We start from the raw sequence: 26635 nt of genomic DNA, 5'->3' as shown, positions 1-26635 counted from the left end.
ACCTGCCTTGACAATTCAATGGTTTCCAGGACATATGGCAAAGGCAAGAAGACAGGTTACTGAAAAGCTTAAACTCGTTGATTTGATCTTTGAGCTTGTTGATGCCCGATTGCCATATTCATCACGTAATCCAATGATTGATGAAATTATTCAGCATAAACCTAGGCTAGTATTGTTAAATAAAGCAGATATGGCTGACAAAGAGATAACAAGAGAATGGATTCAATATTTTCAAGCACAAAATATACAAGCTCTGGCGATTAATGCACAAGCTGGTTCAGGTTTAAGGGAAATCGTTACTGTTTCCAAAGAGATCTTAGCTGAAAAATTCGACCGTTTAAGAGCTAAAGGAGTAAAACCAAGAGCGATTCGAGCAATGATTGTCGGCATTCCGAATGTTGGGAAATCTACGTTGATCAATCGACTTGCGAAAAAAAATATTGCCAAAACTGGCAATACTCCAGGCGTTACAAAAGCACAACAATGGATTAAAGTAGGAAAAGAGTTAGAGCTGCTTGATACTCCAGGGATTCTTTGGCCTAAATTTGAAGATCAAGAGGTGGGCTTGAAACTTGCGCTTACAGGTGCTATCAAAGATACCATCCTTAATTTACAGGATGTAGCTGTCTATGCTCTGCGGTTTCTTGAAAAAGAATATCCAGGACGTTTGAATGAACGGTATAATCTTCAGCATATATCTGATGATATCGTAGAACTTTTTGATAATATTGGAACTGCAAGAGGTTCTCTAATGAGCGGTGGAGAAGTAGATTATGACAAGGTAGCTGAGCTTGTAATTAGAGAAATAAGATCAGAAAAGCTAGGCGCACTGTCATTTGAATCTCCTGCACAAATTCTTGTCAATAAAGAATAAGGATTTCTTAAGTTAGCTCATATAAGCTTTAAAAATTAGGCTGTTTTCGTATAGATTGTTGCTTTTAAACGCGCAGCCTGCATACACTTCGCTTTCCGTGGGCGAGCGTCAAGCCTCCTTGTCGAATACGCTCCTGCGGGGTCTCGCCTTTCTCGCATTCCCACAGGAGTCTACGTGTATGCAGGCTGCTCCGAAACGTTTCTCCCAATTTTTTTATGTCAAAAGCAACAAACTTTGAGAAAACAGCCAAAAATTATTAGAGGATGCCTCTTCAATTGAGTCACCCTCTTTCTTTGTTGTTACGTAAAAATTAGAGGTGCAAAATGACAAAATTTACGATTCATGAAATTGAAGATAAGCTCATGACTATACAAGATCTAGATCATACCTTCGTTAAAGAATTAAGGATGGATGAACGAAAAGGAGTCCAAAGGCTTCTTATTAAATGGGAAAGAGAAAAGGAACAGGCGAGAAAATTACATAATCGGTTTGTTGAAATGACTAAATTAGAGCAAGAATTTCGTAAGAAGGGCTTTTACTATATAGCAGGAATTGATGAAGTTGGAAGAGGGCCGCTAGCAGGTCCAGTTGTTGCATCAGCAGTTATTTTGCCAGAAACCTTTTATTACCCTGGTGTTGATGATTCAAAGAAGTTAACAGAGCAAAAAAGGGAAGAGATCTTTTCGATCATCCAACGTGAAGCAATAGCGATTGGAATAGGCGTCATCTCAGCGGAAGAAATTGATGAAATCAATATTTACGAAGCCACAAAAAAAGCAATGCTGGCTGCAATTATTGATTTATCAACAGCTCCAGATTTTTTGCTGATTGATGCTATGAAGCTGGATACCCCTTATCCTTTTGAAGCTATTATTAAAGGTGATGGTAAAAGCATTTCCATTGCTGCAGCTTCCATTGTTGCAAAGGTCACCCGTGACCGAATGTTATCTAAAATAGGGGAACAGTATCCGGAATATGGGTTTTCAAAAAATATGGGATACGGAACGAAAGAGCATTTAGATGCAATTGAGAAATACGGCATTACTCCTTATCATCGAAAAAGCTTCGCACCAGTTAAGAATTACATAACTAAATTCTAATTGGAGGGCTATAATGAAAATTATCAATGATATGCTGTCTCTTTTTAATCAACAAACGAAAAAGATTCTTTCATTTCAAGAAGGTCAGGTCATTACTGGCAAAGTAATAAAGTTGTTTCCGAAGCAAACGGCTGAAATTCAGTTTGGGGCAAACAAGGTTTTTGCTCAACTAGATGTTCCTCTAAATACGAATAAACAATATTGGTTTCAAGTCCTGTCTGGGGAAGGGAGGATCCATTTAAAAATGCTCTCTTTGGATGAGCAGGACTTACAAGACTCAAAATATACGGTAGAAGGGATTGCCAAGCATTTTTCTATACATCCCAGCAAGGAAAATATTGACCTCGTACGTTTTTTTATAAAAGAAAAACTACCAATGTCTGCAGAAAATATCAATCTGACTGAAGAATGGTTGAAGAGTATAGAATCCGTACAGGATGGACAGAAGGCTATCAAGCATATGCTAACAACCAATCTTCCATTTACGAAAAACGTTTTTCAATCTGTCTATACAGTCATGACGGATGATTCTCTGCTATCGTTGATTAATAAAGCCATCCTTTTACTGCAAAAGCAAGACCTCACTGAGAATGGACAAAGACTTAATGCTTTTTTGAAAGGAATCATGAAGCTAGATCTCTCTTCAATTAATGGAGAGAGCGAATCGACGATGTTAAAAGATGAATTTTACGGTCTGAAGGAAGGCGGAAATGAATTAAAAACAATCATACGCAGCATTGGTTTTTCTCATGAATTTGATGTGATAAAATTAATAAACAATCCAGAAAATATACAAACGTCAAATGATGAGACGTTAAAATCACTTTTAATTCGTTATTTACAAGACGATCCTCCTATAGAGCAGAAAACGATTTTTGAGCAGCTTGTACATAAGATCACAGGATATCAAATCCTTTCTAACGATCATGGACCGGTATATTCTTACTTGCTGCAAATCCCCTTATTAGTTAAAGAGCAATTGATCGAATTAACGATGCAATGGAATGGGCGTAAAAAAGAAAATGGAACAATGGATCCTAATTATTGTCGTATCCTCTTTTATTTAGAGCTTGATCAATTAAAAGAAACGATTATAGATATGCAAGTGCAAAATCGCATTGTCCCAGTCACAGTTATCAATAAGATGAATGAGTTGAAAAAAATTGCTAAGCCATATATCCCTATTTTAAAACAAAATCTTTTCAGTCTTGAATATACTCTTTCATCTGTAAATTTTCGAACTTTAGAAGATTACTTACCCTTTCAGGCTTCGAAACTACCGTTAGATCATTCTCAAAATTCCCCTAATTATCGAGGAGTTGATTTAAAAATATGAAGAAAATGAACGGCAAGAAGATAAATGCTGCTGTTGCTTTATGCTATCATCAAACACAGCAGACGGCCCCTATTATTACCGCAAAAGGAAAAGGCATTACAGCTGAAAATATAATAAAAAAAGCAAATGAACATCAAATCCCGATACATGAAGATCCTTCATTAGTGGAGATATTAGGAAAGCTAAATATTGCAGAAAGTATACCTGAGGAGCTTTACCAAGCAGTGGCAGAGGTATTTGCATTTATTTATCGAGTCGATAAATCAAGGACAAATGCGGAAGCGCCTTGATCAGCCCTGAAGAAAAATGTCCTATGACTCAAAAAGTGTTTTTTGCTTTTAGAGGCATGAGGTATTTTTCGCAAGGGCTAGGCGCTGGCCAATTAAGAGCGCCACGTCCTGTGGCAACATCGGCACTCGTACATCCTGTACATCGCTGAACGTGGATACATTTATATCAAAGTATCGACATCAAACTATTTTGTAGTTTCCTTTATAATAAAAAATGACCTGCTGATGGAATTGAAAGGGTTTTAATATTCCTATCCCTATTGGCATGTTGTGGAAACGATGATATACTTTATATAATCTTCTGCACTCCCATCTACTATTATTTATAACTACGAATTTTTCTCTCTACCATTTCAGCTTAAATTATTATTATAATTTCCCTGAATAAAATTCAAAATATTTGAAAAAGTACAATATTCAAGTCGAATTGTTAGACAATGAAAGCGCAATTATATAAAATGAAAGCGCAGTCTATTGCAAAGGAAAACGCTTTTTCGGAACTTCGACTGGTGTCTAGCTCCAGCACCTAGCCGCTCGGATCATAAGCCACGATACTCCAAAAATCAGGTTTTTCTGCGTATCGCGTCTTATGTCTGTCGCGGCTGATCAAGGCGCTTCCGCTTTGCTTTTAAAATCAGATCTTATAGGGGGATGGGAAATGAATATCCATGAGTACCAAGGAAAGCAAATCCTTAGACAATATGGGGTAGCAGTTCCAAATGGCAAAATTGCTTTTACTGTTGACGAAGCGGTAGAAGCTGCAAAGGAATTAGGTAATGCTATTTGTGTCGTAAAAGCGCAAATACACGCTGGAGGACGAGGTAAAGCAGGTGGGGTAAAGGTTGCAAAAAACATGGATGAGGTCCGTACATATGCGAGCCAAATATTGGGGAAAAAGCTTGTAACGCATCAAACTGGATCAGAGGGGAAAGAAGTAAAGCGGTTACTAATTGAAGAAGGCTGCGATATTAAGAAGGAATATTATTTAGGCTTAGTATTAGATCGTGCTGCTTCTCGAGTGGTTTTAATGGCATCAGAAGAGGGTGGAACAGAAATAGAAGAAGTAGCAGAAAAAACACCAGAAAAAATTTATAAGGAGCAAATAGATCCTGTAGTTGGTTTAACTCCTTTTCAAGCTCGAAGAATTGCTTTTCACATTAATATCCCTAGTAAACTAGTAGGTCAAGCGGTAAAGTTTATGCTGAACCTATATCAAGTGTTTATTGAAAAGGATTGCTCGATCGTTGAAATTAATCCTTTAGTTGAAACCAGTGATGGGAAAATCATTGCTTTGGATGCAAAATTAAACTTTGATGACAACGCATTATATAGACAAAAAGACATACTAGCATTTCGTGATTTAGATGAAGAAGATCCAAAGGAAGTAGAAGCATCAAAGTATGATCTTAGCTATATTTCTTTAGATGGAAACATAGGATGTATGGTAAATGGGGCTGGGCTTGCAATGGCAACAATGGATATAGTAAAGCATTATGGCGGAGAACCTGCAAATTTTCTTGATGTCGGAGGCGGTGCGACAGCAGAAAAAGTAACAGAAGCTTTCAAAATCATTTTATCAGATCCTCATGTAAAAGGAATTTTTGTTAATATCTTTGGAGGGATTATGAAATGTGACGTTATTGCAGCTGGCGTCGTGGAAGCGGCAAAGCAGATTGGGCTTGAGGTACCGCTCGTTGTAAGATTAGAAGGAACAAACGTAGATTTGGGAAAAGACATATTACGAAATTCAGGTATAAATATTGTTGCAGCTAAATCCATGGCAGATGGAGCTCAAAAAATCGTTTCATTAGTATGAGAGTGAAAGGAGAATAACAATGAGTATTTTTATAAACAAACATACAAAGGTGCTTGTTCAAGGAATAACGGGCTCTACTGCTCATTTTCATACAAAACAAATGCTGGATTACGGGACAAAGATTGTTGCTGGTGTAACGCCTGGAAAAGGGGGAACGGAAGTAGAAGGAGTTCCTGTGTATAATACGGTACAAGAAGCGGTGCAATCTACAGGAGCAACCGCATCTGTCATTTACGTACCCGCTCCATTCGCTGCAGATGCTATTATGGAGGGTGTGGATGCAGAACTTGATCTTGTGATCTGCATCACGGAGCATATACCAGTATTAGACATGGTAAAAGTAAAACGATATATGCAAGGAAAGAAAACGCGCCTTATTGGTCCGAACTGTCCGGGAGTTATTACACCTGATGAATGTAAGATCGGAATTATGCCTGGATATATTCATACAAAAGGCCATGTAGGGGTTGTATCACGGTCTGGAACTTTAACATACGAAGCGGTACATCAGTTGACAAAAGCTGGATTAGGTCAAACCACCGCTGTTGGAATAGGTGGAGATCCAGTAAATGGTACAAATTTTATTGATGTTTTAAAAGAATTTAATGAAGATCCAGAAACTTATGCGGTCATTATGATTGGTGAAATAGGTGGTACTGCTGAAGAAGAAGCTGCTTTATGGGTAAAGAAAAATATGACAAAGCCTGTGATTGGATTTATTGGAGGCCAAACAGCGCCTTCTGGAAAACGAATGGGTCATGCAGGTGCCATCATATCAGGTGGAAAGGGTACTGCAGATGAAAAAATTCGCATTATGAATGAGTGTGGGATTAAAGTAGCAGCGACTCCGTCTGTAATGGGGGATACATTAATCAAAGTATTAAAGGATAAAAATTTATTTGAAAAATGTGCAGTTTATTAAGGTGATAAGTCGAATTAATGTCAATTAATTAGAGACTGACCACACCTTCAAAAACCTTCATCATTCATCAAAAAATGGAGGTAAAGGTCAGCCTCTTTTGCTATGATCTTTTTTTGTCGATTTTTGACACCTTGTAAATCGTTGTTTTCGCATAGCAGTGTATTTTGTTGTAAAAATTTATGTATTTACAAACAAATGTTTTAATATAGTTCGATAAAAAAGGGAGCATGATGAATGGATGATTTTAAAAGAAAATTAATTCAGCTGCATCACAGTCGAGATGTTGGCTGGAAAAAAATTTATGAATTGTTAAAAAGAGATCCAAAGCTTGATACCCTCACTTGTTATCCTCAAAGAGAGAATTCCACACAATCCATTCTTTCTTCACAAGCATTAAAAGACTTCCATTCCACCTATATTCAAGAACAAATACGTCAGTACTCTAACCAAGGAATTAAAGCTATTACCATCTTTGATGAAGAATATCCTGAATTATTAAAGCAAATCTATCAGCCACCTTGGGTACTCTATGTAAAAGGAGATCTATCCTTATTAACTAAGAATCCGAAGCTTGCGGTTGTAGGTTCAAGACAAGCTTCCCAATACAGCCACAAATCTATAGATATTCTTTTTCCAGAACTTATAAAAAAGGATATTATCATTGTAAGCGGACTTGCTTCAGGGGTTGATACAATTGCTCATCAGAAGGCTATTTATTATCATGGCCAAACAATTGGTGTAATAGCAGGGGGATTCTATCATATATATCCTAAGGAAAATAAAAAATTAGCATCTGAAATGATGCAGCGTCATCTTGTCATGTCAGAATATCCTCCTCATTCTAACCCTGAAAAATGGCAATTTCCAATGAGAAATAGAATCATTAGTGGAATGAGTCAAGGAACATTAATTGTGGAAGCGAAAAGAAAAAGTGGTTCATTAATAACAGCAAACTTTGCTGTGAATGAAGGTCGAGATGTATTTGCTCTGCCTGGAAATATTTTAAGTCCATTGTCTATAGGAACGAACGAATTAATACAGCAAGGAGCAAAGCTCGTTATCCATCCAAATGACATACTTGAAGAGTTTTTTTAAAAATAAAGCTGTTTTCGTATAGATTGTTGCTTTTAAACGCGCAGCCTGCATACACTTCGCTTTCCGTGGGCGAGCGTCAAGCCTCCTCGTCGCATACACTCCTGCGGGGTCTCGCCTTTCTCGCATTCCCACAGGAGTCTACGTGTATGCAGGCTGCTCTAAAACGTTTTTCTCAATGTTTTTTATGTCAAAAGCAACAAACTTTGAGAAAACAGCCAAAAATAAAAAACACTTTTTAAGTCATGAGAACATTTTTCTTCAGGACTGATCAAGTCGCTTGCACTTTTCTTTATAATGTTTTAAAAAAAGGTTGAATCTTTTTTCAATATGTTATACATTGTGGAGCGAAAGTCTTAAAAATCGCTTTTATCAAAAATATTCTTGAAAAAGGCTATTGGATAAAAAAATTCTGCATTTTTTTATTGAAAAATAGCATATTTTCTATATAAAAACCATGCTCCAGTTTTAGTGAAAACGGTTTCTGATTATTATAATGTTTGACAAGGATGAGTAAATTGTACAATAATAATGAATATTTCATAATTCCTCTTAGGGAGGCTTGTTAATGTCAGAATTTCTTGTGATCGTTGAATCACCTGCAAAGGCTAAAACGATTGAACGTTACCTAGGAAAAAAATATAAAGTGAAAGCATCTATGGGACATGTAAGGGATTTACCTAAAAGTCAAATGGGTGTTGATATAGAAGAAAAATTCCAGCCAAAGTACATAACCATTCGTGGGAAAGGTCCAATTTTAAAGGATTTAAAAACAGCTGCAAAAAAAGCAAAGAAAATCTATCTTGCGGCTGACCCTGATCGCGAAGGAGAGGCTATCGCTTGGCACTTAGCACAAAGCTTAAATATGGACATTCATTCTGATTGCCGAGTGGTTTTTAATGAAATTACAAAGGATGCTATTAAAGAATCATTTAAACATCCGCGGCCAATCAATATGGATTTAGTTGATGCACAACAAGCTCGGCGAATTTTAGATAGGCTTGTAGGATACAATATTAGCCCTTTGCTTTGGAAAAAAGTTAAAAAAGGCTTGAGTGCTGGTAGAGTTCAATCCGTGGCGGTTAGGCTCATCATTGATAGAGAAAAAGAAATAAAAGAGTTTGTGCCTGAAGAGTATTGGTCCATTGACGGAAGTTTTTTGAAGGAAAGCAAAGAATTCGAAGCTGCTTTTTATGGAATTGGATCTAAAAAGTTAGAATTAACATCTGAAAAACAAGTTCAAGATGTATTGAGTCAGCTGAAAGGAAATAAGTTTATCGTCCATTCTGTATCAAAAAAAGAAAGAAGACGAAATCCAGCTCTTCCTTTTACAACTTCATCATTGCAGCAGGAGGCAGCACGTAAATTAAACTTCCGTGCAAAAAAAACGATGATGCTTGCTCAGCAGCTATATGAGGGTATCGATTTAGGAAAAGAAGGTACCGTCGGTTTGATTACCTATATGAGAACTGATTCCACACGTATATCTGAAGTAGCTCAAAAAGAAGCAGCTGATTACATTAAGCAGCATTATGGGGAAAAGTATATAAAAGAAGAAAATAGGAAAGAAAAGAAGAACACGAACGCTCAAGATGCCCATGAAGCGGTAAGACCGACAAGCACATTGCGTGAACCGAGTTCGTTGAAGGAATTTCTAGGAAGGGATCAGTTGCGCTTATATAAGCTTATTTGGGAACGTTTCGTAGCAAGCCAAATGGCGCCAGCAATTATGGATACAATGAGTGTGGATCTAAAAAATGGGGATGTTACATTTAGAGCTACTGGTTCGAAAGTAAAATTTCCTGGTTTTATGAAAGTATATGTAGAAAGCACTGACGACCAAGCAATTGAGAAGGATCGACTACTTCCTGATTTACAGGAAGGTGATGAGGTATTCAAAAAAGATATTGATCCGAAGCAGCATTTTACACAACCACCACCTCGCTATACAGAAGCAAGATTAGTTAAAACGCTTGAAGAGCTTGGAATCGGCAGGCCATCTACCTTCGCTCCAACATTAGATACGATACAAAAAAGAGGGTACGTTGCGTTAGATAATAAACGCTTCGTGCCTACGGAGCTAGGTATGATCGTATTAGAATTAATATTAGAGTTTTTCCCTGAAATATTAAATGTCGAGTTTACAGCAAATATGGAACAAGAGTTAGATAATATTGAAGACGGAAAAGTGGAATGGGTTCAAATTATCGATCAATTTTATAAAAGCTTTGAACAGCATTTAGAAAAAGCTGAAAAAGAAATGCAAACAGTAGAAATAAAAGATGAACCAGCTGGCGAGGATTGTGAAATTTGTGGTAATGAGATGGTTTTCAAGATGGGAAGATACGGGAAATTTATGGCTTGCAGCAATTTTCCTGATTGTCGAAATACAAAACCTATCGTAAAAGATATTGGAGTTAAATGTCCTAAATGTAAGGAAGGTAATATAATAGAAAGAAAAAGTAAGAAAAAAAGAATTTTTTATGGCTGTAATCGTTTTCCAGAATGTGACTTTATTTCTTGGGATAAACCATTGCCGCGAAGTTGTCCTAAATGTGATAATCTTTTAGTGGAGAAGAAGCTAAAAAAAGGTGTCCAAGTTCAATGCGTTGAATGCGATTATAAAGAGGAGCCTCAAAGCTAAGAGTGGGCATTTGCTCACTCTTTCCTATTGTTAAACAATTTATTCCTAAAGGTATCGCTAATTTTATATAATACGGAGTGAACAAAATGAGTGAAATAGTTGTCAATATCATTGGTGCAGGTCTTGCGGGTAGTGAAGCAGCATGGCAGGTTGCAAAAAGAGGCATAAAGGTTCGATTATACGAGATGAGGCCTGTGAAGCAAACGCCAGCTCATCATACAGGTCAGTTTGCAGAACTTGTATGCAGCAATTCATTAAGAGGCAATTCATTAACAAATGCCGTGGGTGTATTAAAGGAAGAAATGAGAATTCTAGATTCTGTTATCATTCGTTCAGCTGATGAATGTGCCGTACCAGCAGGAGGTGCATTAGCTGTGGATCGGCATGAATTTGCCGGGAGAGTTACAGAATTAGTAAAAAATCATCCGAATGTAACAGTTATAAATGAAGAAGTAAATGAAATCCCTGAAGGTCCAACGGTGATTGCTACTGGTCCGCTTACTAGTAGGAATTTGGCTGATAAACTTAAAGAATTAACAGGGGAAGAATATTTATATTTTTACGATGCCGCAGCCCCAATCATTGAAAAAGAAAGTATTGATATGGATAAGGTTTATTTAAAATCTCGATATGATAAAGGGGAAGCTGCTTATTTAAACTGCCCAATGACAGAAGAAGAATTTGAACGTTTTTATAACGCTCTGATTTCAGCAGAAGTAGTACCTCTTAAGGAATTTGAAAAGGAAATATTTTTTGAAGGTTGCATGCCAATTGAAGTAATGGCTAAGAGAGGGAAAAAAACGATGCTTTTTGGACCAATGAAGCCGGTTGGTTTAGAAGACCCTCGGACTGGAAAAAGGCCTTATGCGGTAGTTCAGCTTCGTCAGGATGATGCGGCAGGAACCCTATATAATATTGTCGGCTTTCAAACTCACTTAAAATGGGGGCCGCAGAAGGAAGTATTGAGCTTGATTCCAGGCTTAGAGAATGCTGAAATTGTTAGATATGGAGTCATGCATAGAAATACATTTATCAATTCTCCTAAGGTATTAAAGCCAACCTATCAATTTTGTAATCGTGAAGATTTATTTTTTGCTGGACAAATGACAGGAGTAGAAGGGTACGTTGAATCAGCAGCAAGCGGCTTGATAGCTGGATTAAATGCAGCTCGTTTTGTGAATGGAGAGGCTCCACTTGTATTTCCTGCTGAAACAGCTATTGGCAGTATGGCACAATATATAACAACAGCAAATTCAAAAAGCTTTCAACCGATGAACGCTAATTTTGGTTTGTTACCTGAATTACCTGAAAGAATCAAAGTGAAAAAAGATCGTTATGAGAAGTATGCTAATAGAGCATTAGAAACAATTCAGAAATTTGTGAAAAATATGTAAATTTTATTGCAACGTTCATTAAAGTATGTTAGTATTTAGTAGCCTTTGTGAGGTGAGCGAAGTGGATCAATTAGGCAATGTTTCTTTAAAATCATTTATCGAATATTTGCAAATAGAAAGAAATTATTCACCCTATACCATTGAACACTATCATCAAGATATAAAAGAATTTCTACTATTTTTAAACGAGCAAGCCATAGAAGATGAAACCGAGGCAAAATACTTGGATGTTCGGATCTATTTAACTAAGCTTTTTGAGAAGAAGCTTGCAAGAAAGTCCATTGCAAGAAAAATTTCAAGCTTACGTAGCTATTATAAATTTCTTCTCAGAGAAAAGCTAGTACTTGAGAATCCATTTTCTCTTGTCTCTATTCCAAAAATTGAAAAGCGTTTACCTGAGTTTTTTTATGAGGAAGAGATGCAGCAATTATTTAATGCTTGTGAAACTAATACACCAATTGGTCAAAGGAATAAAGCACTTCTGGAATTACTTTACGCTACCGGAATGCGAGTTGGTGAATGCAGTCAAATTCGCTTAAATGATTTAGATTTATTTTTATCAACAGTACTAGTAAGAGGAAAAGGAAAAAAAGAACGCTATATCCCTTTTGGGAGCTTTGCTCATAATTCGATAGAACTTTACATACAAAAAGGTCGTAAAGAATTGATAGAGAAACATAGTTCACATGATTACTTGTTTGTAAATTATCGCGGAGGCGCGCTAACTGCACGAGGTATACGAAAAATCTTAAATAAAATGATTGATCAATCCTCATTAAATGGAAAAATTCATCCTCATATGATTCGTCATTCATTTGCGACTCATCTGTTAGCAAATGGTGCAGATATGAGAACTGTGCAGGAATTGTTAGGTCATGCTTTTTTATCGTCAACTCAAATATATACTCATGTAACAAATGAATATTTAAGAAAAACATATATGTCCCATCATCCAAGGGCATAGTCCAAAAGGGAGACCAGATCATGTCGGAATTACCTCAATTTCACGCGACTACCATTTTTGCTGTCCAGCATAAAGGAAACTCAGCTATGGCAGGCGACGGGCAAGTAACCTTTGGCAATGCGGTAGTAATGAAACATACTGCTCGAAAAGTGAGAAAGCTTTTTAATGGAAAGGTATTAGCTGGGTTTGCAGGGTCGGTTGCTGATGCATTTACTCTATTTGAAATGTTTGAAGGAAAGCTTGAGGAATTTAACGGGAATCTTCAAAGAGCAGCAGTAGAATTGGCAAAACAATGGAGAAGTGACAATATACTGCGTAAATTAGAGGCCATGCTTATTGTGATGAATAATACGGATCTTTTACTTATATCTGGAACAGGTGAAGTCATTGAGCCTGATGACGGCATATTAGCAATTGGCTCAGGGGGAAATTATGCTCTTTCAGCTGGAAGATCTTTGAAGAGGTATGCAGGTGAACACCTGACAGCTAAGGAAATAGCGAAGGCTTCACTAGAAATAGCTGCTGAAATTTGTGTATATACAAATCAGAACATCATTGTTGAAGAGATATAGAGAGGAGTATGTATAGATGGAAATCACTACAAATCTTACACCACGTCAAATTGTCGACCGTCTTGATCAATATATTATTGGTCAAAAGGATGCCAAAAAAGCAGTGGCTGTTGCTCTTAGAAATCGATATAGAAGAAGCTTATTAGATGAAAGACTAAGAGATGAAATAAGCCCAAAAAATATTTTAATGATCGGCCCAACAGGTGTCGGAAAGACTGAAATCGCAAGGAGAATGGCGAAAATTGTAAATGCTCCTTTTATAAAAGTTGAAGCAACTAAATTTACAGAGGTCGGTTATGTTGGACGAGATGTAGAATCAATGGTAAGAGATCTAGTTGAATCTTCAGTGCGAATCGTCAAAGAAGAAAAGATGCAAAAGGTTAAAGAAAGAGCAGAGAAAAATGCCAACCGTCGACTCGTTGATATACTAGTTCCATCAAATAAAAAAACAACGAATTATAAAAACCCATTAGAAATGCTGTTTGGTGGCAATACTTCTCAAACGGAGCAAGAATCAACTTTAGACGATGAAAGTAAGCAAGATAAAAGAAAATTGGTTAAAGAAAAGTTAGCACTAGGTGAATTAGAGAATGAAATCGTTACGATAGAGGTAGAAGATCAACAGCCATCGATGTTTGATATGCTACAAGGCTCTGGAATGGAACAAATGGGTATGAATATGCAAGATGCATTAAGCAGCTTTATGCCTAAACGCAGAAAGAAAAGAAAGCTAACTGTCCGTGAAGCAAGAAAGGTTTTAACAAATGAAGAAGCTCAAAAACTCATCGATATGGATGAAGTGACACAGGAAGCAGTTAATCGTGCCGAACAAATGGGGATTATTTTTATTGATGAAATTGATAAAATCGCTAGTAAAAATAGTGGTGGCTCTACAGCTGATGTGTCTAGGGAAGGCGTTCAAAGGGATATCCTTCCTGTTGTGGAAGGGTCGAATGTTGTAACGAAATATGGTTCAGTTAAAACAGATCACATATTATTCATTGCCGCTGGAGCTTTTCATATTGCAAAGCCTTCTGATTTAATACCAGAGCTTCAGGGTCGTTTCCCTATTCGGGTTGAGCTCACAAAGCTTACTGTAGAAGATTTCTTTAAAATATTAATAGAGCCTGATAATGCATTGATTAAGCAATATATAGCATTACTGGAAACTGAAGGTATTAAAATTGAATTTTCTGACGATGCTATTCGTAGAATAGCTGAAGTTGCATTTGAGGTCAATCAAAATACCGATAATATCGGTGCTAGAAGATTGCATACCATTTTGGAAAAACTTCTTGAGGATTTATCTTTTGAAGCTCCTAACATAACTTTAGAAAAAATTGCAATCACTCCACAATATGTAGAGGAAAAATTAGGAGCGATTTCAAGAAATAAAGATATAAGTCAATTTATTTTATAAATATCATCAAAAACAATTATTTACAACAAAACTGTAAATGATTAACTCATAATCGTATTATTTAAAACTGTCATTATTTTTGGTTAGAGGAAATTGGAGGAAGAACGAATGAATTTATTAACAAAAACAAGAAAAATAAATGCAATGCTCCAAAGAGCTGCTGGAAAGCCAGTTAATTTTAAAGAAATGGCTGAAACATTAAGTGAAGTAATCGAAGCAAATGTATTCGTTCTAAGCAGACGAGGAAAGCTTTTGGGGTTTGCTGCAAATCAATTGATAGAAAATGAAAGAATGAAAAAAATGTTAGAAGATCGTCAATTTCCTGAACTTTATACAAAGAGTTTGTTTAATGTACAGGAAACTTCATCAAATCTTGATATTGAAAGTGAATATACAGCATTTCCAGTAGAGAACAAAGATTTGTTTAAAACGGGATTAACAACAGTTGTCCCAATCATTGGCGGCGGAGAAAGACTTGGAACTCTATTGCTAGCAAGACTAACAGAACAATTTCGTGATGAAGATTTAATATTAGCAGAGTATGGTGCAACAGTTGTAGGTATGGAGATATTACGTGAAAAAGCAGAAGAAATTGAAGAAGAAGCACGTAGTAAAGCAGTTGTTCAAATGGCGATTAGCTCGTTGTCATACAGTGAATTAGAAGCAATTGAACATATTTTTGAGGAACTAAATGGAAATGAAGGGCTTCTAGTGGCATCCAAAATTGCTGATCGTGTAGGGATTACTCGCTCAGTGATCGTTAATGCTCTCCGTAAACTAGAAAGTGCAGGTGTCATTGAATCGCGTTCGCTTGGAATGAAAGGAACGTATATAAAAGTATTGAATGACAAATTTTTACTAGAATTAGAAAAACTAAAATCAAATTAAACAGAAAAAAACCTTAGCAAATATTTATTTGCAAGGTTTTTTTTAATTTTAGAAATATAAATTAAGATAGTCAACAAGCTTAAATGTCTTTTTATCTTAGTCTTTTTGTTCTGTGAATATTGAACTATTTGGTAAATCATCATTATTTTTGTTACGTCAATGTAATAATTTAAAACAAAGATGAAATGATTTTGTAAAATTAATTATTCGTACATAGACATAATATTGCATATTTATTACAATAAAGATTAAGATCTCTCCTTTTTCGTCTAAAATCAACATTATTTTACAAAATATTTTCATTCTTAATATCATTTTGTACGAGGTGGAAAAATAAAATTGTTTTCTAATACAATGTCGTTAATTGAAAGTGCTCTTGGCTATTCTTCTTTAAAACAAAAAGTAATCTCGCAAAATATTGCAAACATTGACACGCCTAACTATAAAGCGAAAAATGTCAGTTTTAAGGAAATTTTGCAGAAAGAAACTAGTCAAAATTTAGTAGCAAATCGTTCAGACCAAAGACATATATCCTTTGAAAATAACCAAAATCAAATGGGTTCGGTCGTAAGGAGAAATACTACATATAATCATAATGGGAATAGTGTTGATCTTGATCAAGAAATGTCAGATCTAGCAAGTAATCAAATATATTACAATGCGTTAGTTGAAAGAATGAATGGGAAATTTTCAACATTGCAAAATGTAATAAGAGGGGGTAAATAGATGTGAGTATATTTTCTGCCATGAATAATACTTCCTCAGCACTTACTGCTCAAAGGCTTAGAATGGATGTTATTTCATCGAATATGGCAAATGTAGACTCAACAAGAGCCAAACAAGTAAACGGTGAGTGGCAGCCGTATCGCAGAAAAATGGTTGTAATGTCACCAACAGAAAATTCATTTTCTGCGATATTAAATAATGAAATGAATAAGGATAAACTTGAAAATGGAGTAAAAATCACAAAAATAATCGAAGATGATACTCCTTTTAAGCTTGTTTACGACCCTGCTCATCCTGATGCAAATAATGAAGGATATGTTGAACTTCCTAATGTTGATCCACTTAGAGAAATGACAGATTTAATTAGTGCAACAAGATCGTATGAAGCAAATGTTACAGTTTTTAATGCTACAAAAGGTATGATGATGAAAGCATTAGATATTGGTAAATAGAAAGGTTGATTGTTAGTGAATCATGTTACCATGCCATTAATGGCAGGTTCTATTTTAGAAAAGACAAGTAAGCAGACTCATCCTAATACACCATTCGAAGCACAAAAAAGTTTTGCGTCCGTCTTAAACAAAGCAATTCAAAACGTGAATAACACTCAACTACAGTCAGATAAGATGACAGAAAAATTAGCTCTTGGTGAAAATGTAGATTTACATGATGTCATGATAGCTTCTCAAAAAGCAAGCATCACACTTCAAGCATCCTTAGAGGTTCGCAACAAAGTGATTGAAGCTTATCAAGAGATGATGAGAATGCAAGTTTAATAAGAAAAGCGCAAGCGCCCTTGCTAACACTCGTCGATGTTCAAAAATTTACACTTTCTTAACTTGGAAGATTTTTCTAGCCCTTAATAAATCTATAGTAAAGCGGTTATTAGCTGCTGTTAGACTTAACTTAATAACCGGAGGAAAAAAATGAATGAAACGCTTTTAAAAATGACTAGGAAGTTAAAAACTTATTGGCAAAATCGAAAAAAAGGCCAAAAAATAATTTTAGTTGCCAGTATCGTTTTTCTTATCACCATCACATCTCTGATCGTTTTTCTAACAACAAAAACAACTCTTGTTCCACTTTATAGCAATTTGTCTCCATCAGAGACAGGTTCTATAAAAGAAAATTTGGATGGAAGAGGTATTCAATCAGAAATTACAGATGGTGGTACTACGATAAAAGTTCCCGAGCAAATGATGGATTCATTAAAGGTAGAACTAGCAGCTCAAGGCATTCCTAAATCAGGTAATATTGACTATTCATTTTTTGGTAAGAATGCTGGCCTTGGAATGACGGATAATGAATTTAATGTTTTAAAATTAGATGCTATGCAAACAGAGCTTGCAGATTTAATTAAAGGTATTGAAGGTGTTAATGATGCACAGGTAATGATAAATATTCCAGAGAAAGGGATATTTGTCTCGGATGTTGAAGAAAAGGCATCTGCTTCAATCGTCTTAAATACGAAATCTGGATATCAGTTCGAAAATTCTCAAATTAAAGCACTATACCATTTAATTTCAAAAAGTATTCCAAACCTTCCTACAGATAATATCGTCATAATGAATCAATATTTTGAGTACTTTGATTTAGAAAATAGTGAAAATTCTTCGAGCAATCTTTTTGCTGCTCAAACCAATATGAAGAAACAAGTAGAACGAGATATTCAGAGACAGGTTCAAAATATGCTAGGAACTTTGATGGGACAAGATAAAGTAATTGTTTCGGTTTCTGCAGATATTGATTTCACAAAGGAAAATAGGGAAGAAAACCTTGTTACTCCTGTAGATGAAGAGAATATGCAAGGGATCGCCATAAGCGCCCAAAAAATCACAGAAGCATACACAGGAAATGGAGAACAGACAGGAGGAGTCCCACAAGGAGAAGATCCGGCTGACTCTCTAGGTTCATCATATGTTCAAGGGAATAATTCAAATGGTGATTATGAAAAATTAGATGATAAGATCAATTATGAAGTCAATCGAGTTAGAAAGGAAATTGAGGAAAGCCCATATAAAATAAGAGATTTGGGCATTCAGGTCATGGTAGAGCCCCCTGAGCCTGATAATCCTAGCTCTCTTCCTCAAGATCGAGTAAACGATATAAATCAAATATTAGCTACGATTATCAGAACAACAATAGATAAAAACGAAACAAATCAGCAAATTACAGACGAAGATTTACAAAATAAAGTAGTCGTGTCTGTTCAGCCGTTTAATGGGAAGATAAAAATGAATGAAGAACCAAAAGCGCTGATACCTTGGTGGATATATGTTATTGGAGTGATATTACTAGCTATTATTGCCCTTTTTATTTTCCTATTTCTCCGTTCAAGAAAGAAATTGAAAGGTGAAGATCCATATCAAGAAATAGAAACATTCAAAATTCCGGATGAAAAAATAGAGCTAGAAACGGAAAGCACTTTACAAAGAAAGCAAATTGAAAAAATGGCAAAAGAAGATCCAGAAGAGTTTGCAAGACTTCTTAGAACTTGGATAGCAGATGAATAGGGAGAGTAGACAATGGCACGGAAAGATCAAAACACATTAACTGGTAAACAAAAGGCAGCCATACTTTTAATATCATTAGGCCAAGATTTGTCTGCTTCTGTTGTAAAACACTTGAATGAAGAAGAAATTGAAAAGATAACATTAGAAATATCTGGCATGAAAAAAGTGGGAGCATCGGCGAAAGAAGAAGTTCTTGATGAATTTCATCAGATTGTATTAGCTCAAGACTATATTACCCAAGGTGGGATTGGGTATGCCAAGACAGTTCTTGAAAAAGCGCTTGGAACTGAGCAAGCAGATGTTATTATTAATCGACTAACTTCATCATTACAGGTTCGCCCTTTTGATTTTGCACGGAGAGCAGAGCCTGGACAAATATTGAACTTTATTCAAAATGAGCATCCTCAAACCATTTCATTAATATTGTCATACTTGGATCCCTCTCAAGCTGGACAAATATTATCTGAATTGCCTCAAGGAATGCAAGCAGAAATTGCAAAAAGAATTGCCGCTATGGATAGTACTACTCCAGAAATCATTAATGAAGTAGAACAAATATTAGAAAGAAAACTATCCGCTTCTGTAACACAGGACTACACTCAAACGGGTGGAATAGAAACAGTTGTTGAAGTTTTATCTGGTGTTGATAGAACAACTGAGAGAACAATTCTGGAAGCCCTAGAAGTCCAATCACCTGAGCTTGCTGAAGAAATCAAAAAGAGGATGTTTGTTTTTGAGGATATTGTGACGTTGGATAATCGAGCGATACAACGGGTTGTAAGAGAATGTGAGAATGAGGATCTTATCCTTTCACTTAAAGTTTCTAGTGAAGAAGTGAAAGAAATTGTCTTTAAAAACATGTCTACTAGAATGGTAGATTCATTTAAAGAAGAGATGGAATATATGGGACCTGTCAGGTTACGTGATGTAGAAGAGTCACAATCTCGTATTGTAGCGATTATTCGTCGATTAGAAGAATCAGGTGAAATTGTTGTAGCCCGAGGGGGAGGAGATGATATCATTGTCTAAATTTTTTAAAATAAATGAAGCATTGCCTATACAAGCAGGTAAAAAGATAGTGGCCATTAAAGAATTTTCTACAGCCTTCGATAGCTTGGAGCAGGCATCAGCAGTAAATGAATGGAAAGACAATATTATCATCAAAAAAGCAAAGCTCGAGGCTCAAGAAATCATTTCCAATGCTCAAATTCAAGCAAATGAGATGTATAAACAGCTTCAGAATGAAAGAGAAGCCTGGGTGCAGGATAAAATAGCTCTTGAAGAAAGAGCCTATGATGATGGTTTTAGGCAAGGACAACAAGAAGGAATGGATAAAGGGTATCAAGAATACCAAAAGTTAATAGCACTTGCGAAGGATATCATAGCCACCGCTAAAGATGATTGCCAAAAACATATACATACTTCAGAAAAAATCATACTACAGCTAGGAATGGCAACTGCAGAAAAAATTATCGGCGAAACTCTAAGTGAACGAGAAGAAATCATCCTTCCAATTGTAAAAAGGGCACTAAATGAAGCAAGAGATTGCGTTATGGTTGAACTATTCGTCCACCCGAAGCATTATCATTTTTTACGTTCGGAATCGGAAAATCTAATGTCTGTTTTTCCTAAGGAATCAGACTTATACATTATTCCCGATGATAAACTGCAGCCAGACAACTGTATTATTGAAACTGAATTGGGAAGAATTGATGCTAGCATTGATACACAATTAAATCAAATAAAAACAAGGTTATTTGAGCTTTTGGAGAGTGAATGAATGAAAACTTCCGAATTAGTTCATCATATTGATCCAATTGATACCTTTAAGCGATTTGGAAAAGTAAAAAAAGTAATTGGCTTAATGATAGAATCCCTCGGCCCCGAAAGTTCTATTGGTGATGTTTGCTATATTTATATAGATAAAGAAAAGAAAAAAAAGATTCAAGCTGAAGTTGTTGGCTTTAAGGAAGAAAGTGTTATTTTAATGCCATATACTTCAATAAATGAAATCTCTCCTGGCTGTTTGGTTGAAACGACGTCAAAGCCTCTGAAAATTAAAATAGGAATGGAGCTTTTAGGAAGTGTTGTAGATTCATTAGGCATGCCGTTAGATGAATCTCCATTACCAAAAGGATTGCATTCCGTTCCAACTGAACAGGATCCGCCAAACCCGCTCCTAAGAAAAACAATCACAGAGTCTGTTGAAGTTGGGGTACGGCTGATTGACTCTTTACTTACGGTTGGAAAAGGACAGCGGGTTGGGATTTTTGCAGGCAGCGGTGTTGGGAAGAGTACGTTACTTGGGATGATTGCTCGTAATACAAATGCGGATTTGAATGTCATTGCATTAATCGGAGAACGCGGAAGAGAGGTCCGGGAGTTTATTGAACGAGATCTCGGTCAAGATGGATTAAAGCGATCTATCGTGGTTGTAGCAACTTCTGATCAGCCGGCTTTGATGCGTATAAAAGGCGCGATGACAGCAACTGCCATTGCAGAATATTTTCGTGATAAAGGCTTAAATGTCATGCTTATGATGGACTCTGTTACTCGGTTTGCCATGGCACAAAGAGAAGTTGGTTTAGCAGTTGGTGAACCACCAACAACAAAAGGATATACCCCTTCAGTCTTTGCCGTTCTTCCTAGGCTTCTTGAACGAACTGGGACAAATCAACACGGATCCATTACTTCCTTTTATACCGTTTTAGTTGATGGAGATGATATGAATGAACCAATTGCTGATACGGTCCGAGGAATTTTGGATGGACATTTTGTACTTGATCGAGACCTGGCAAATAAGGGGCAGTTTCCTGCGGTAAACATTCTTAAGAGTGTTAGTAGAATAATGAATCATATTGTTAGTGTCGAGCACATGAAATCTGCAGAGAAACTGAGGGAGATTATAAGTACATACTTAAATTCAGAGGATCTTATTCAAATTGGAGCATATAAAAAAGGGACTTCCTTTGAAATAGACAAAGCGATTCAACTGTATCCAAAAATTCTTTCTTTTTTAAAACAAGATACAGATGAAAATATGTCAATTGAAGAAAGTGTTAATCAATTAATGAATTTAATAAAGTCAGGTGATTCATGATATGAACTACCATTATAAATTTGAAAAAGTACTTACTATCAGGCAAAAGGAAAAGGATGAAGCGTTAACCTTTTACCAACAGGCTGTTCAAAAATTTGAAGATGCAGCTCATAAACTTTATGAGTTAATTAAGAAAAAAGAAATATTTGAAGAGCAGCAGTTTTTAGATTTGCAAAAAGGCTTACAGATTCAGGAGATAAAGAGCAACCAACTTTTTATCAATAATCTAGAAAAAATTATTCACCATTATCAAACTGTAGTATCAAATACAAGAAATCAAATGAACTATTATTATGAGATATTATTAGAGAAAAATGTTGAAGTGAAAAAATATGAAAAATATAAAGAAAGAGACCAACTTAGATATGAGGAAGAATTAAAGGTACTTGAAAACAAGCAAATGGATGATGTTTCTATTCAGTATTTTTCATATAGAAGAAATTAGGTGAACAAATTGGAAAATACAATCTCAACGCAAGAAAGAAAAAAAAAGCCTCGCTTAATGAGGTTATTACTAGCTTTGTTCGTAAGTCTAGTCATTTTGTTCATTGCCGCCATATTTATTCTAAAGACTTTTGGTAAAGAGATGCCTTCACCACTGAAAAACTTTACAAGTCAAATTCCATTCCTTTCTTCTTCTACAAGCAATGCAGTAAATAAGGTAGCAGAACAGGGTCAATCTTCGATTTATGACTTAAAAGGACAATTAAAAGATAAAGAAATTCAAATTGCCCAGCAAGAGGCGAAAATAAATGAATACGAAGAAGCCAATAAGAAAATTCAGCTGGAAAAAGAAACACTCCAAAAACAGATAGAAGAACTTTCAGTTAATCCAAAAGAAGAAAAGAAGATTGTTCAAGATATTATCAAAGTATATGAAACCATTTCACCAAAGGCCGCTGCTCCAATTATTGAAAAAATGGATGAACAACAAGCTTTACAGATCCTATCGAACATTCGACCTGAAGTGCTGGCAAGAATATTAGAAAAAATGCAGCCTGAAGCTGCTGCCACATATACAGAAAAATTGAACCAAAATAATAACAATTAAAGTTAGCTTGAAAGGTGGTGAATGAATGGAAATTGGCGGGGCAGAAAAAAAAGAATTTGCTTTAATGAATAAAACGATCAATAAAAGTAGCCCTGAAATTGAGCGAAAAGGAAATATATTTTCTAATATTTTAACTAGCTTACAAAATAATTTAGTGCAAGATGGGCAACAAATGGCAGGTGAAAGCCTGGGTGCTGGTAATCAAAAAAGATCGTTTCTTAAGTCAACATTTAATGAATATACATTGTTGAACAAATCTCTTGACCAGATAAGAAAAGATCCAGCAATTCAGCTTTTAAGCGATGAGAAAGAAGTGAAAGATCAATCAATCCCTGAGGAGTTGTTATGGAATGTTCAGGCTCTTTTGGGATTAAGTGAAGAAAAAGCTCGAACCATTTTAGAAATCAATGGAATAAACGAGAAAACAAATCTAGAGTCATTAAAAGATTCTTTTTCTTATCCATTATTAAAAATAGCTGATACAGATGAAATTGAATCCATTAACATTGCTCCATTTCTGGATCAAATGCAACTTCAAAATGATTATCCTGATGCTAATGTTTATCTACGGAATTCTATTCAAGAAAATAATAGGGGTTCCATTCAAACGAGTATATCGGAGCTTTTTACTGATTATAATCAACTTGAAACGAATGATACCATTCAAAATGTAAACTCTTATGTTACATACGAAATAAATGGTGGAATTATGGGGCAGTTAAAGTCTGATCATCAAATAGGGATTAATCAAAATATATGGATTGATTTTACATCAGCAAATTTGGATATAGTGGATCCTTCTTCTAGAATTGAGCCGTTTTCCATGAGTGAAACTGAATCTATAATAGTAGGATCTGCTAATCAATTAATTCAACAATTTGAATCTATCTTGTCTCATTGGAAGTTACTAAATCAAAATGAGGGCGACAAGATTAACATAAAAGTTTATCCTGATGGTTTTGGTGAAATTAATATTGAATTAATGCAAATTGATTCAAAGATGATTGCTACGATAGCTCACACACCATTAAATATAAACGGATTTAAAGAGAGAAAAGAAACTGCTATCATACAATTGGTAAGTTCAACGAAAGATGAGAAAGTAGTTGGAACGACAAAACATAAAGAAAATGGTAAGACGTTAATCAACCTAGACGGAAAAGAGTTTAATTTGAAAAGTAATGATTCACAAAAAATAGATTATCTTCAAAATGTTTTTCAAAAACTTTCAAAAGAACTAAATCAAGGAATGAAGGACAAGTTTGAGCTCGGTTACCAACAAATAAATGATCAAAATAATTGGATAGGTTCAATACCTATAGGAGTGAACCATTTAACAGGTTTAAAGCCATTTTCTGTTGGAGAAGTACAAACTTTAATAGCAGAAGCCCCAAACCAACTGTTTCAACCATATCAAGCTATTTTGACAAATAGCAAGCTGCTTCATCAAAATTCGAATCAGATACAAAATCAAAAGCTCCATTCAAATGATCCTATAGAAGTTAATATGGAACTCATTCAGAAGCTTTCAAATGGGACAATTGGAATTTTGAATACAGCCTTGAATACACAGGAATTAAAGAACAAAAATGATTTAGTTAACAGGGATAGCTTGCATGTGGAGAGTCATATCCAAGATGAAAATGCTCAAAGTGAAGGAGTAGATAATCCTATTCTTCAAAGACAAGGCGATTTCAAGTTTGCTTTACAAAATGAACAAATACAAAAAAACATTCGCCTTGGACATTTAACATTTACAGAAACCAAGGAATTCGAAATCGAGAGCAATTTTTTGTCATCACAACAAGAAGGAAGAGATCCAAATAGAGCGAAGGATTTTCCATCTATCGATCTATTAACATTGAATCCTTCGACAAAGTTTGAACCGTTTGTTTCTGATGTAAAGCATTCATCAACACCAGTAAATGTGAAACAATTGATTCAGCAATTTGAATCCATTTTGTCTAAAAGTAAGTTTTTAAAATCTGATGGAGTTCAAAAACTTTTTATTAAGCTTTATCCAGAACATCTTGGGGCTGTTAAAATTGAATTAATTCAAAAGGATTCAAATCTTATAGCTAAAATTCTTACCTCTACGGCTAGTGCAAAAGATGTCTTAGAGTCACAAATAAATAATCTCAAACAAGTATTTATTAGCCAAAATATCCAAGTAGAGAAGATTGATATTAATCAGCAAAACCTAGATCAGAATCGATTTTTTAACCGAGAGAATCCGCACAAACATGATCACGAAAGAAGGCAACACCAAGGCGAAAGAGATCGTTCCTCAAAGAAGGAGCAAGGTCATTTATTTGCAGATGAATTAATCAATTTAGAAATATAAAGGAGAGTGTTCATGGCAAATACAATTGATCCGTCGTTATTATTGTCTAACTATCAAAAGAAAGAATCTAAAACAGGTACAAATATTTTAGGAAAAGATGATTTTTTAAAAATATTGATGACTCAGCTGCAAAATCAAGATCCGTTGAATCCAATGGAAGATAAAGATTTCGTTGCACAAATGGCTTCTTTTTCAACACTAGAGCAAATTACAAATATGGGAAAATCATTTAGCGAATTTGTACAAACTGAAAAACAAACAAACCTTTTTACTTATAGTGAACTACTCGGTAAAAATGTCACATGGGAAAAACAAACTGAATCAGACTCAAAGTTAACAGGAAATGGAAAGGTTGTCTCAGTTCAGTTGAGTAACAATGAGGTACAGTATTTCTTAGAAGATGGCACTCAACTACAGCAAGAGAACATTTTACAAATTGATAATAGGGCAAAGGAAAATAGTCTTATTCAAGCAAGTGTATTAATTGGGAAAACAGTAAGCTATTTAACAGAAAATAATGAAGAAAAAACAGCTATCATCAAATCGGTTTCTAGTAAAAACGGAGAAATCCAATTTCAATTAAATGATGAATTAGAAACAAAAATTAATGCCTCTCGAATTACAAGATTGGAATAGGTTATGAGATTGATAAAGTCTTAAATTCTTTTATAGTCGATGACAAAATAAAATGAGTTACCATTAAAATAAAAAAAGATAATGTGTTAATTGAAAGGAGAAAGTCAGATGCTACGTTCATTGTATTCAGGTGTTAGTGGAATGAAGAATTTTCAAACAAAGCTAGATGTGATTGGAAATAATATTGCGAACGTTAATACTTATGGTTTCAAAAAAGGAAGAACAACTTTCAGCGACTTAATTAGTCAAACTGTTTCTGGTGCTTCTGCTGGAGTTAATGCAAAGCAAATCGGTCTTGGTGCACGTTTAGCTTCTATCGATACAATTCATACGGGGGGGAGTACCCAGGCAACGGGTAGACCTTTAGATTTAGCTGTTGCTGGAAATGGATATTTTATCGTTACTGATGGTACGTCCAATTTTTATACAAGAGCAGGTAATTTTTATTTTGATAATCAAAGAAATATTGTTAACTCAGATGGATTAGAATTAGCAGGAGCAGGCACTATACCCGCAAATGCCAGAAGCTTTAGTATTGGACAAGATGGACAAGTTACCTATATTGATGCAAATGGTGCTTTACAAAATGCAGGTCAAATTCAATTGGCTATGTTTGAAAACCCAGAAGGACTTGATAAAGTAGGAGGAAACCTCTATCAAGTTTCTAGTAACTCTGGTGCAGCCGTCCTTAATAATCCCGGAAGTGGTGGATCAGGAGATATTAACAGCGGATTCCTTGAAATGTCCAATGTAGATCTTTCAGAAGAATTTACAGAAATGATTGTGGCTCAGCGCGGTTTCCAATCTAATACAAAAATCATAACTACATCTGATGAAATCTTACAGGAATTAATGAATTTAAAACGATAATCCTTGAAGGAGCTATCAACAGCTGGTATAAAACCATAACAAATCGTAACAGTTGGTTTGTTGTGGAGGGTTGATTGCTCTCA

The 26635-nt window shown here is 35.4% G+C and carries 25 protein-coding genes; all 25 read left to right on the top strand.

The annotated features are described in order from the left end of the window. Positions 1-7 precede the first annotated feature (7 nt). The 25 genes from ylqF (at position 8) to flgG (ending at position 26552) form a co-directional block, all read left to right on the top strand. Entirely contained in the window at positions 8-874 is an 867-nt protein-coding gene (ylqF, locus tag FDO66_RS04345; RefSeq protein ID WP_141431195.1) for a ribosome biogenesis GTPase YlqF, read from the top strand. A 323-nt stretch (positions 875-1197) separates the two neighbouring features. Further along, positions 1198-1974 carry a ribonuclease HII gene (locus FDO66_RS04335; protein WP_141431193.1) on the top strand — a complete coding sequence of 259 codons (777 nt, stop codon included), beginning with the start codon at positions 1198-1200 and terminating at the stop codon, positions 1972-1974. Positions 1975-1987: 13 nt separating this feature from the next. After that, positions 1988-3310 carry a hypothetical protein gene (locus FDO66_RS04330; RefSeq protein ID WP_141431192.1) on the top strand — a complete coding sequence of 441 codons (1323 nt, stop codon included), beginning with the start codon at positions 1988-1990 and terminating at the stop codon, positions 3308-3310. After that, on the top strand, positions 3307-3600 hold the full coding sequence (locus tag FDO66_RS04325) for an EscU/YscU/HrcU family type III secretion system export apparatus switch protein (RefSeq protein WP_141431191.1): 294 nt from the start codon (positions 3307-3309) through the stop codon (positions 3598-3600). The genes FDO66_RS04330 and FDO66_RS04325 overlap by 4 nt, the downstream gene beginning before the upstream one ends. Before the next feature lie 658 nt (positions 3601-4258). Continuing rightward, positions 4259-5416 carry an ADP-forming succinate--CoA ligase subunit beta gene (sucC, locus tag FDO66_RS04320; protein WP_141431190.1) on the top strand — a complete coding sequence of 386 codons (1158 nt, stop codon included), beginning with the start codon at positions 4259-4261 and terminating at the stop codon, positions 5414-5416. Between the two features lie 19 nt (positions 5417-5435). Further along, positions 5436-6338: a succinate--CoA ligase subunit alpha gene (gene sucD / locus FDO66_RS04315; protein ID WP_141431189.1), complete on the top strand. Its 903-nt coding sequence runs from the start codon at positions 5436-5438 to the stop codon at positions 6336-6338. A gap of 234 nt (positions 6339-6572) precedes the next feature. Then, positions 6573-7433: a DNA-processing protein DprA gene (dprA, locus tag FDO66_RS04310; RefSeq protein WP_141431188.1), complete on the top strand. Its 861-nt coding sequence runs from the start codon at positions 6573-6575 to the stop codon at positions 7431-7433. A gap of 565 nt (positions 7434-7998) precedes the next feature. Beyond that, positions 7999-10074: a type I DNA topoisomerase gene (gene topA / locus FDO66_RS04305; RefSeq protein ID WP_141431187.1), complete on the top strand. Its 2076-nt coding sequence runs from the start codon at positions 7999-8001 to the stop codon at positions 10072-10074. 86 nt (positions 10075-10160) lie between these two features. Beyond that, positions 10161-11468, top strand: a complete 1308-nt coding sequence (gene trmFO, locus FDO66_RS04300) for an FADH(2)-oxidizing methylenetetrahydrofolate--tRNA-(uracil(54)-C(5))-methyltransferase TrmFO (protein ID WP_141431186.1) — start codon at positions 10161-10163, stop codon at positions 11466-11468. Between the two features lie 61 nt (positions 11469-11529). Then, on the top strand, positions 11530-12432 hold the full coding sequence (gene xerC, locus FDO66_RS04295) for a tyrosine recombinase XerC (protein WP_141431185.1): 903 nt from the start codon (positions 11530-11532) through the stop codon (positions 12430-12432). Between the two features lie 20 nt (positions 12433-12452). Further along, complete coding sequence (gene hslV, locus FDO66_RS04290; RefSeq protein ID WP_141431184.1) at positions 12453-13004, top strand: ATP-dependent protease subunit HslV; 552 nt, start codon at positions 12453-12455, stop codon at positions 13002-13004. Between the two features lie 16 nt (positions 13005-13020). Next, positions 13021-14424: an ATP-dependent protease ATPase subunit HslU gene (gene hslU, locus FDO66_RS04285; RefSeq protein WP_141431183.1), complete on the top strand. Its 1404-nt coding sequence runs from the start codon at positions 13021-13023 to the stop codon at positions 14422-14424. Between the two features lie 108 nt (positions 14425-14532). After that, complete coding sequence (codY, locus tag FDO66_RS04280; RefSeq protein ID WP_141431182.1) at positions 14533-15312, top strand: GTP-sensing pleiotropic transcriptional regulator CodY; 780 nt, start codon at positions 14533-14535, stop codon at positions 15310-15312. Between the two features lie 333 nt (positions 15313-15645). Continuing rightward, a complete protein-coding gene (gene flgB / locus FDO66_RS04275) occupies positions 15646-16038 on the top strand; it encodes a flagellar basal body rod protein FlgB (protein ID WP_141431181.1) in 393 nt (130 codons plus the stop codon). Between the two features lie 20 nt (positions 16039-16058). After that, entirely contained in the window at positions 16059-16490 is a 432-nt protein-coding gene (flgC, locus tag FDO66_RS04270; RefSeq protein ID WP_395939750.1) for a flagellar basal body rod protein FlgC, read from the top strand. 39 nt (positions 16491-16529) lie between these two features. Continuing rightward, positions 16530-16814 carry a flagellar hook-basal body complex protein FliE gene (gene fliE / locus FDO66_RS04265; protein ID WP_395939749.1) on the top strand — a complete coding sequence of 95 codons (285 nt, stop codon included), beginning with the start codon at positions 16530-16532 and terminating at the stop codon, positions 16812-16814. 150 nt (positions 16815-16964) lie between these two features. After that, complete coding sequence (gene fliF / locus FDO66_RS04260) at positions 16965-18551, top strand: flagellar basal-body MS-ring/collar protein FliF (RefSeq protein WP_141431180.1); 1587 nt, start codon at positions 16965-16967, stop codon at positions 18549-18551. A 12-nt stretch (positions 18552-18563) separates the two neighbouring features. Further along, positions 18564-19580, top strand: coding sequence for a flagellar motor switch protein FliG (gene fliG / locus FDO66_RS04255; protein WP_141431179.1), 1017 nt, complete (start codon positions 18564-18566; stop codon positions 19578-19580). Then, positions 19573-20331 (top strand): flagellar assembly protein FliH, encoded by a 759-nt coding sequence (fliH, locus tag FDO66_RS04250; protein WP_181444445.1) that lies wholly within the window; start codon positions 19573-19575, stop codon positions 20329-20331. The genes fliG and fliH overlap by 8 nt, the downstream gene beginning before the upstream one ends. Further along, positions 20332-21651 carry a flagellar protein export ATPase FliI gene (gene fliI / locus FDO66_RS04245; protein WP_141431177.1) on the top strand — a complete coding sequence of 440 codons (1320 nt, stop codon included), beginning with the start codon at positions 20332-20334 and terminating at the stop codon, positions 21649-21651. A gap of 1 nt (position 21652) precedes the next feature. Continuing rightward, entirely contained in the window at positions 21653-22096 is a 444-nt protein-coding gene (gene fliJ / locus FDO66_RS04240; RefSeq protein WP_141431176.1) for a flagellar export protein FliJ, read from the top strand. 9 nt (positions 22097-22105) lie between these two features. Next, positions 22106-22702: a MotE family protein gene (locus FDO66_RS04235; protein WP_141431175.1), complete on the top strand. Its 597-nt coding sequence runs from the start codon at positions 22106-22108 to the stop codon at positions 22700-22702. A 25-nt stretch (positions 22703-22727) separates the two neighbouring features. After that, positions 22728-25046 carry a flagellar hook-length control protein FliK gene (locus tag FDO66_RS21200; RefSeq protein WP_258535576.1) on the top strand — a complete coding sequence of 773 codons (2319 nt, stop codon included), beginning with the start codon at positions 22728-22730 and terminating at the stop codon, positions 25044-25046. Between the two features lie 12 nt (positions 25047-25058). Then, positions 25059-25682 (top strand): flagellar hook assembly protein FlgD, encoded by a 624-nt coding sequence (flgD, locus tag FDO66_RS04225; RefSeq protein WP_141431174.1) that lies wholly within the window; start codon positions 25059-25061, stop codon positions 25680-25682. A 108-nt stretch (positions 25683-25790) separates the two neighbouring features. After that, positions 25791-26552: a flagellar basal body rod protein FlgG gene (gene flgG, locus FDO66_RS04220; RefSeq protein ID WP_141431173.1), complete on the top strand. Its 762-nt coding sequence runs from the start codon at positions 25791-25793 to the stop codon at positions 26550-26552. Positions 26553-26635 lie beyond the last annotated feature (83 nt).

It is taken from the genome of Bacillus sp. 03113, from assembly GCF_006546985.1.
Lineage (GTDB): Bacteria > Bacillota > Bacilli > Bacillales > Cytobacillaceae > VATK01.
This window is presented reverse-complemented; position numbering and strand designations above follow the sequence as displayed.

Excerpts from the sequence above, each read along its gene's own strand:
- FDO66_RS04335 (WP_141431193.1), top strand. The coding sequence starts at position 1,198 with ATGACAAAATTTACGATTCATGAAATTGAAGATAAGCTCATGACTATA.
- FDO66_RS04330 (WP_141431192.1), top strand. The coding sequence starts at position 1,988 with ATGAAAATTATCAATGATATGCTGTCTCTTTTTAATCAACAAACGAAA.
- FDO66_RS04325 (WP_141431191.1), top strand. The coding sequence starts at position 3,307 with ATGAAGAAAATGAACGGCAAGAAGATAAATGCTGCTGTTGCTTTATGC.
- sucC (WP_141431190.1), top strand. The coding sequence starts at position 4,259 with ATGAATATCCATGAGTACCAAGGAAAGCAAATCCTTAGACAATATGGG.
- sucD (WP_141431189.1), top strand. The coding sequence starts at position 5,436 with ATGAGTATTTTTATAAACAAACATACAAAGGTGCTTGTTCAAGGAATA.
- dprA (WP_141431188.1), top strand. The coding sequence starts at position 6,573 with ATGGATGATTTTAAAAGAAAATTAATTCAGCTGCATCACAGTCGAGAT.
- topA (WP_141431187.1), top strand. The coding sequence starts at position 7,999 with ATGTCAGAATTTCTTGTGATCGTTGAATCACCTGCAAAGGCTAAAACG.
- trmFO (WP_141431186.1), top strand. The coding sequence starts at position 10,161 with ATGAGTGAAATAGTTGTCAATATCATTGGTGCAGGTCTTGCGGGTAGT.
- hslV (WP_141431184.1), top strand. The coding sequence starts at position 12,453 with ATGTCGGAATTACCTCAATTTCACGCGACTACCATTTTTGCTGTCCAG.
- hslU (WP_141431183.1), top strand. The coding sequence starts at position 13,021 with ATGGAAATCACTACAAATCTTACACCACGTCAAATTGTCGACCGTCTT.
- codY (WP_141431182.1), top strand. The coding sequence starts at position 14,533 with ATGAATTTATTAACAAAAACAAGAAAAATAAATGCAATGCTCCAAAGA.
- flgC (WP_395939750.1), top strand. The coding sequence starts at position 16,059 with ATGAATAATACTTCCTCAGCACTTACTGCTCAAAGGCTTAGAATGGAT.
- fliE (WP_395939749.1), top strand. The coding sequence starts at position 16,530 with ATGGCAGGTTCTATTTTAGAAAAGACAAGTAAGCAGACTCATCCTAAT.
- fliF (WP_141431180.1), top strand. The coding sequence starts at position 16,965 with ATGAATGAAACGCTTTTAAAAATGACTAGGAAGTTAAAAACTTATTGG.
- fliG (WP_141431179.1), top strand. The coding sequence starts at position 18,564 with ATGGCACGGAAAGATCAAAACACATTAACTGGTAAACAAAAGGCAGCC.
- fliI (WP_141431177.1), top strand. The coding sequence starts at position 20,332 with ATGAAAACTTCCGAATTAGTTCATCATATTGATCCAATTGATACCTTT.
- fliJ (WP_141431176.1), top strand. The coding sequence starts at position 21,653 with ATGAACTACCATTATAAATTTGAAAAAGTACTTACTATCAGGCAAAAG.
- FDO66_RS21200 (WP_258535576.1), top strand. The coding sequence starts at position 22,728 with ATGGAAATTGGCGGGGCAGAAAAAAAAGAATTTGCTTTAATGAATAAA.
- flgD (WP_141431174.1), top strand. The coding sequence starts at position 25,059 with ATGGCAAATACAATTGATCCGTCGTTATTATTGTCTAACTATCAAAAG.
- flgG (WP_141431173.1), top strand. The coding sequence starts at position 25,791 with ATGCTACGTTCATTGTATTCAGGTGTTAGTGGAATGAAGAATTTTCAA.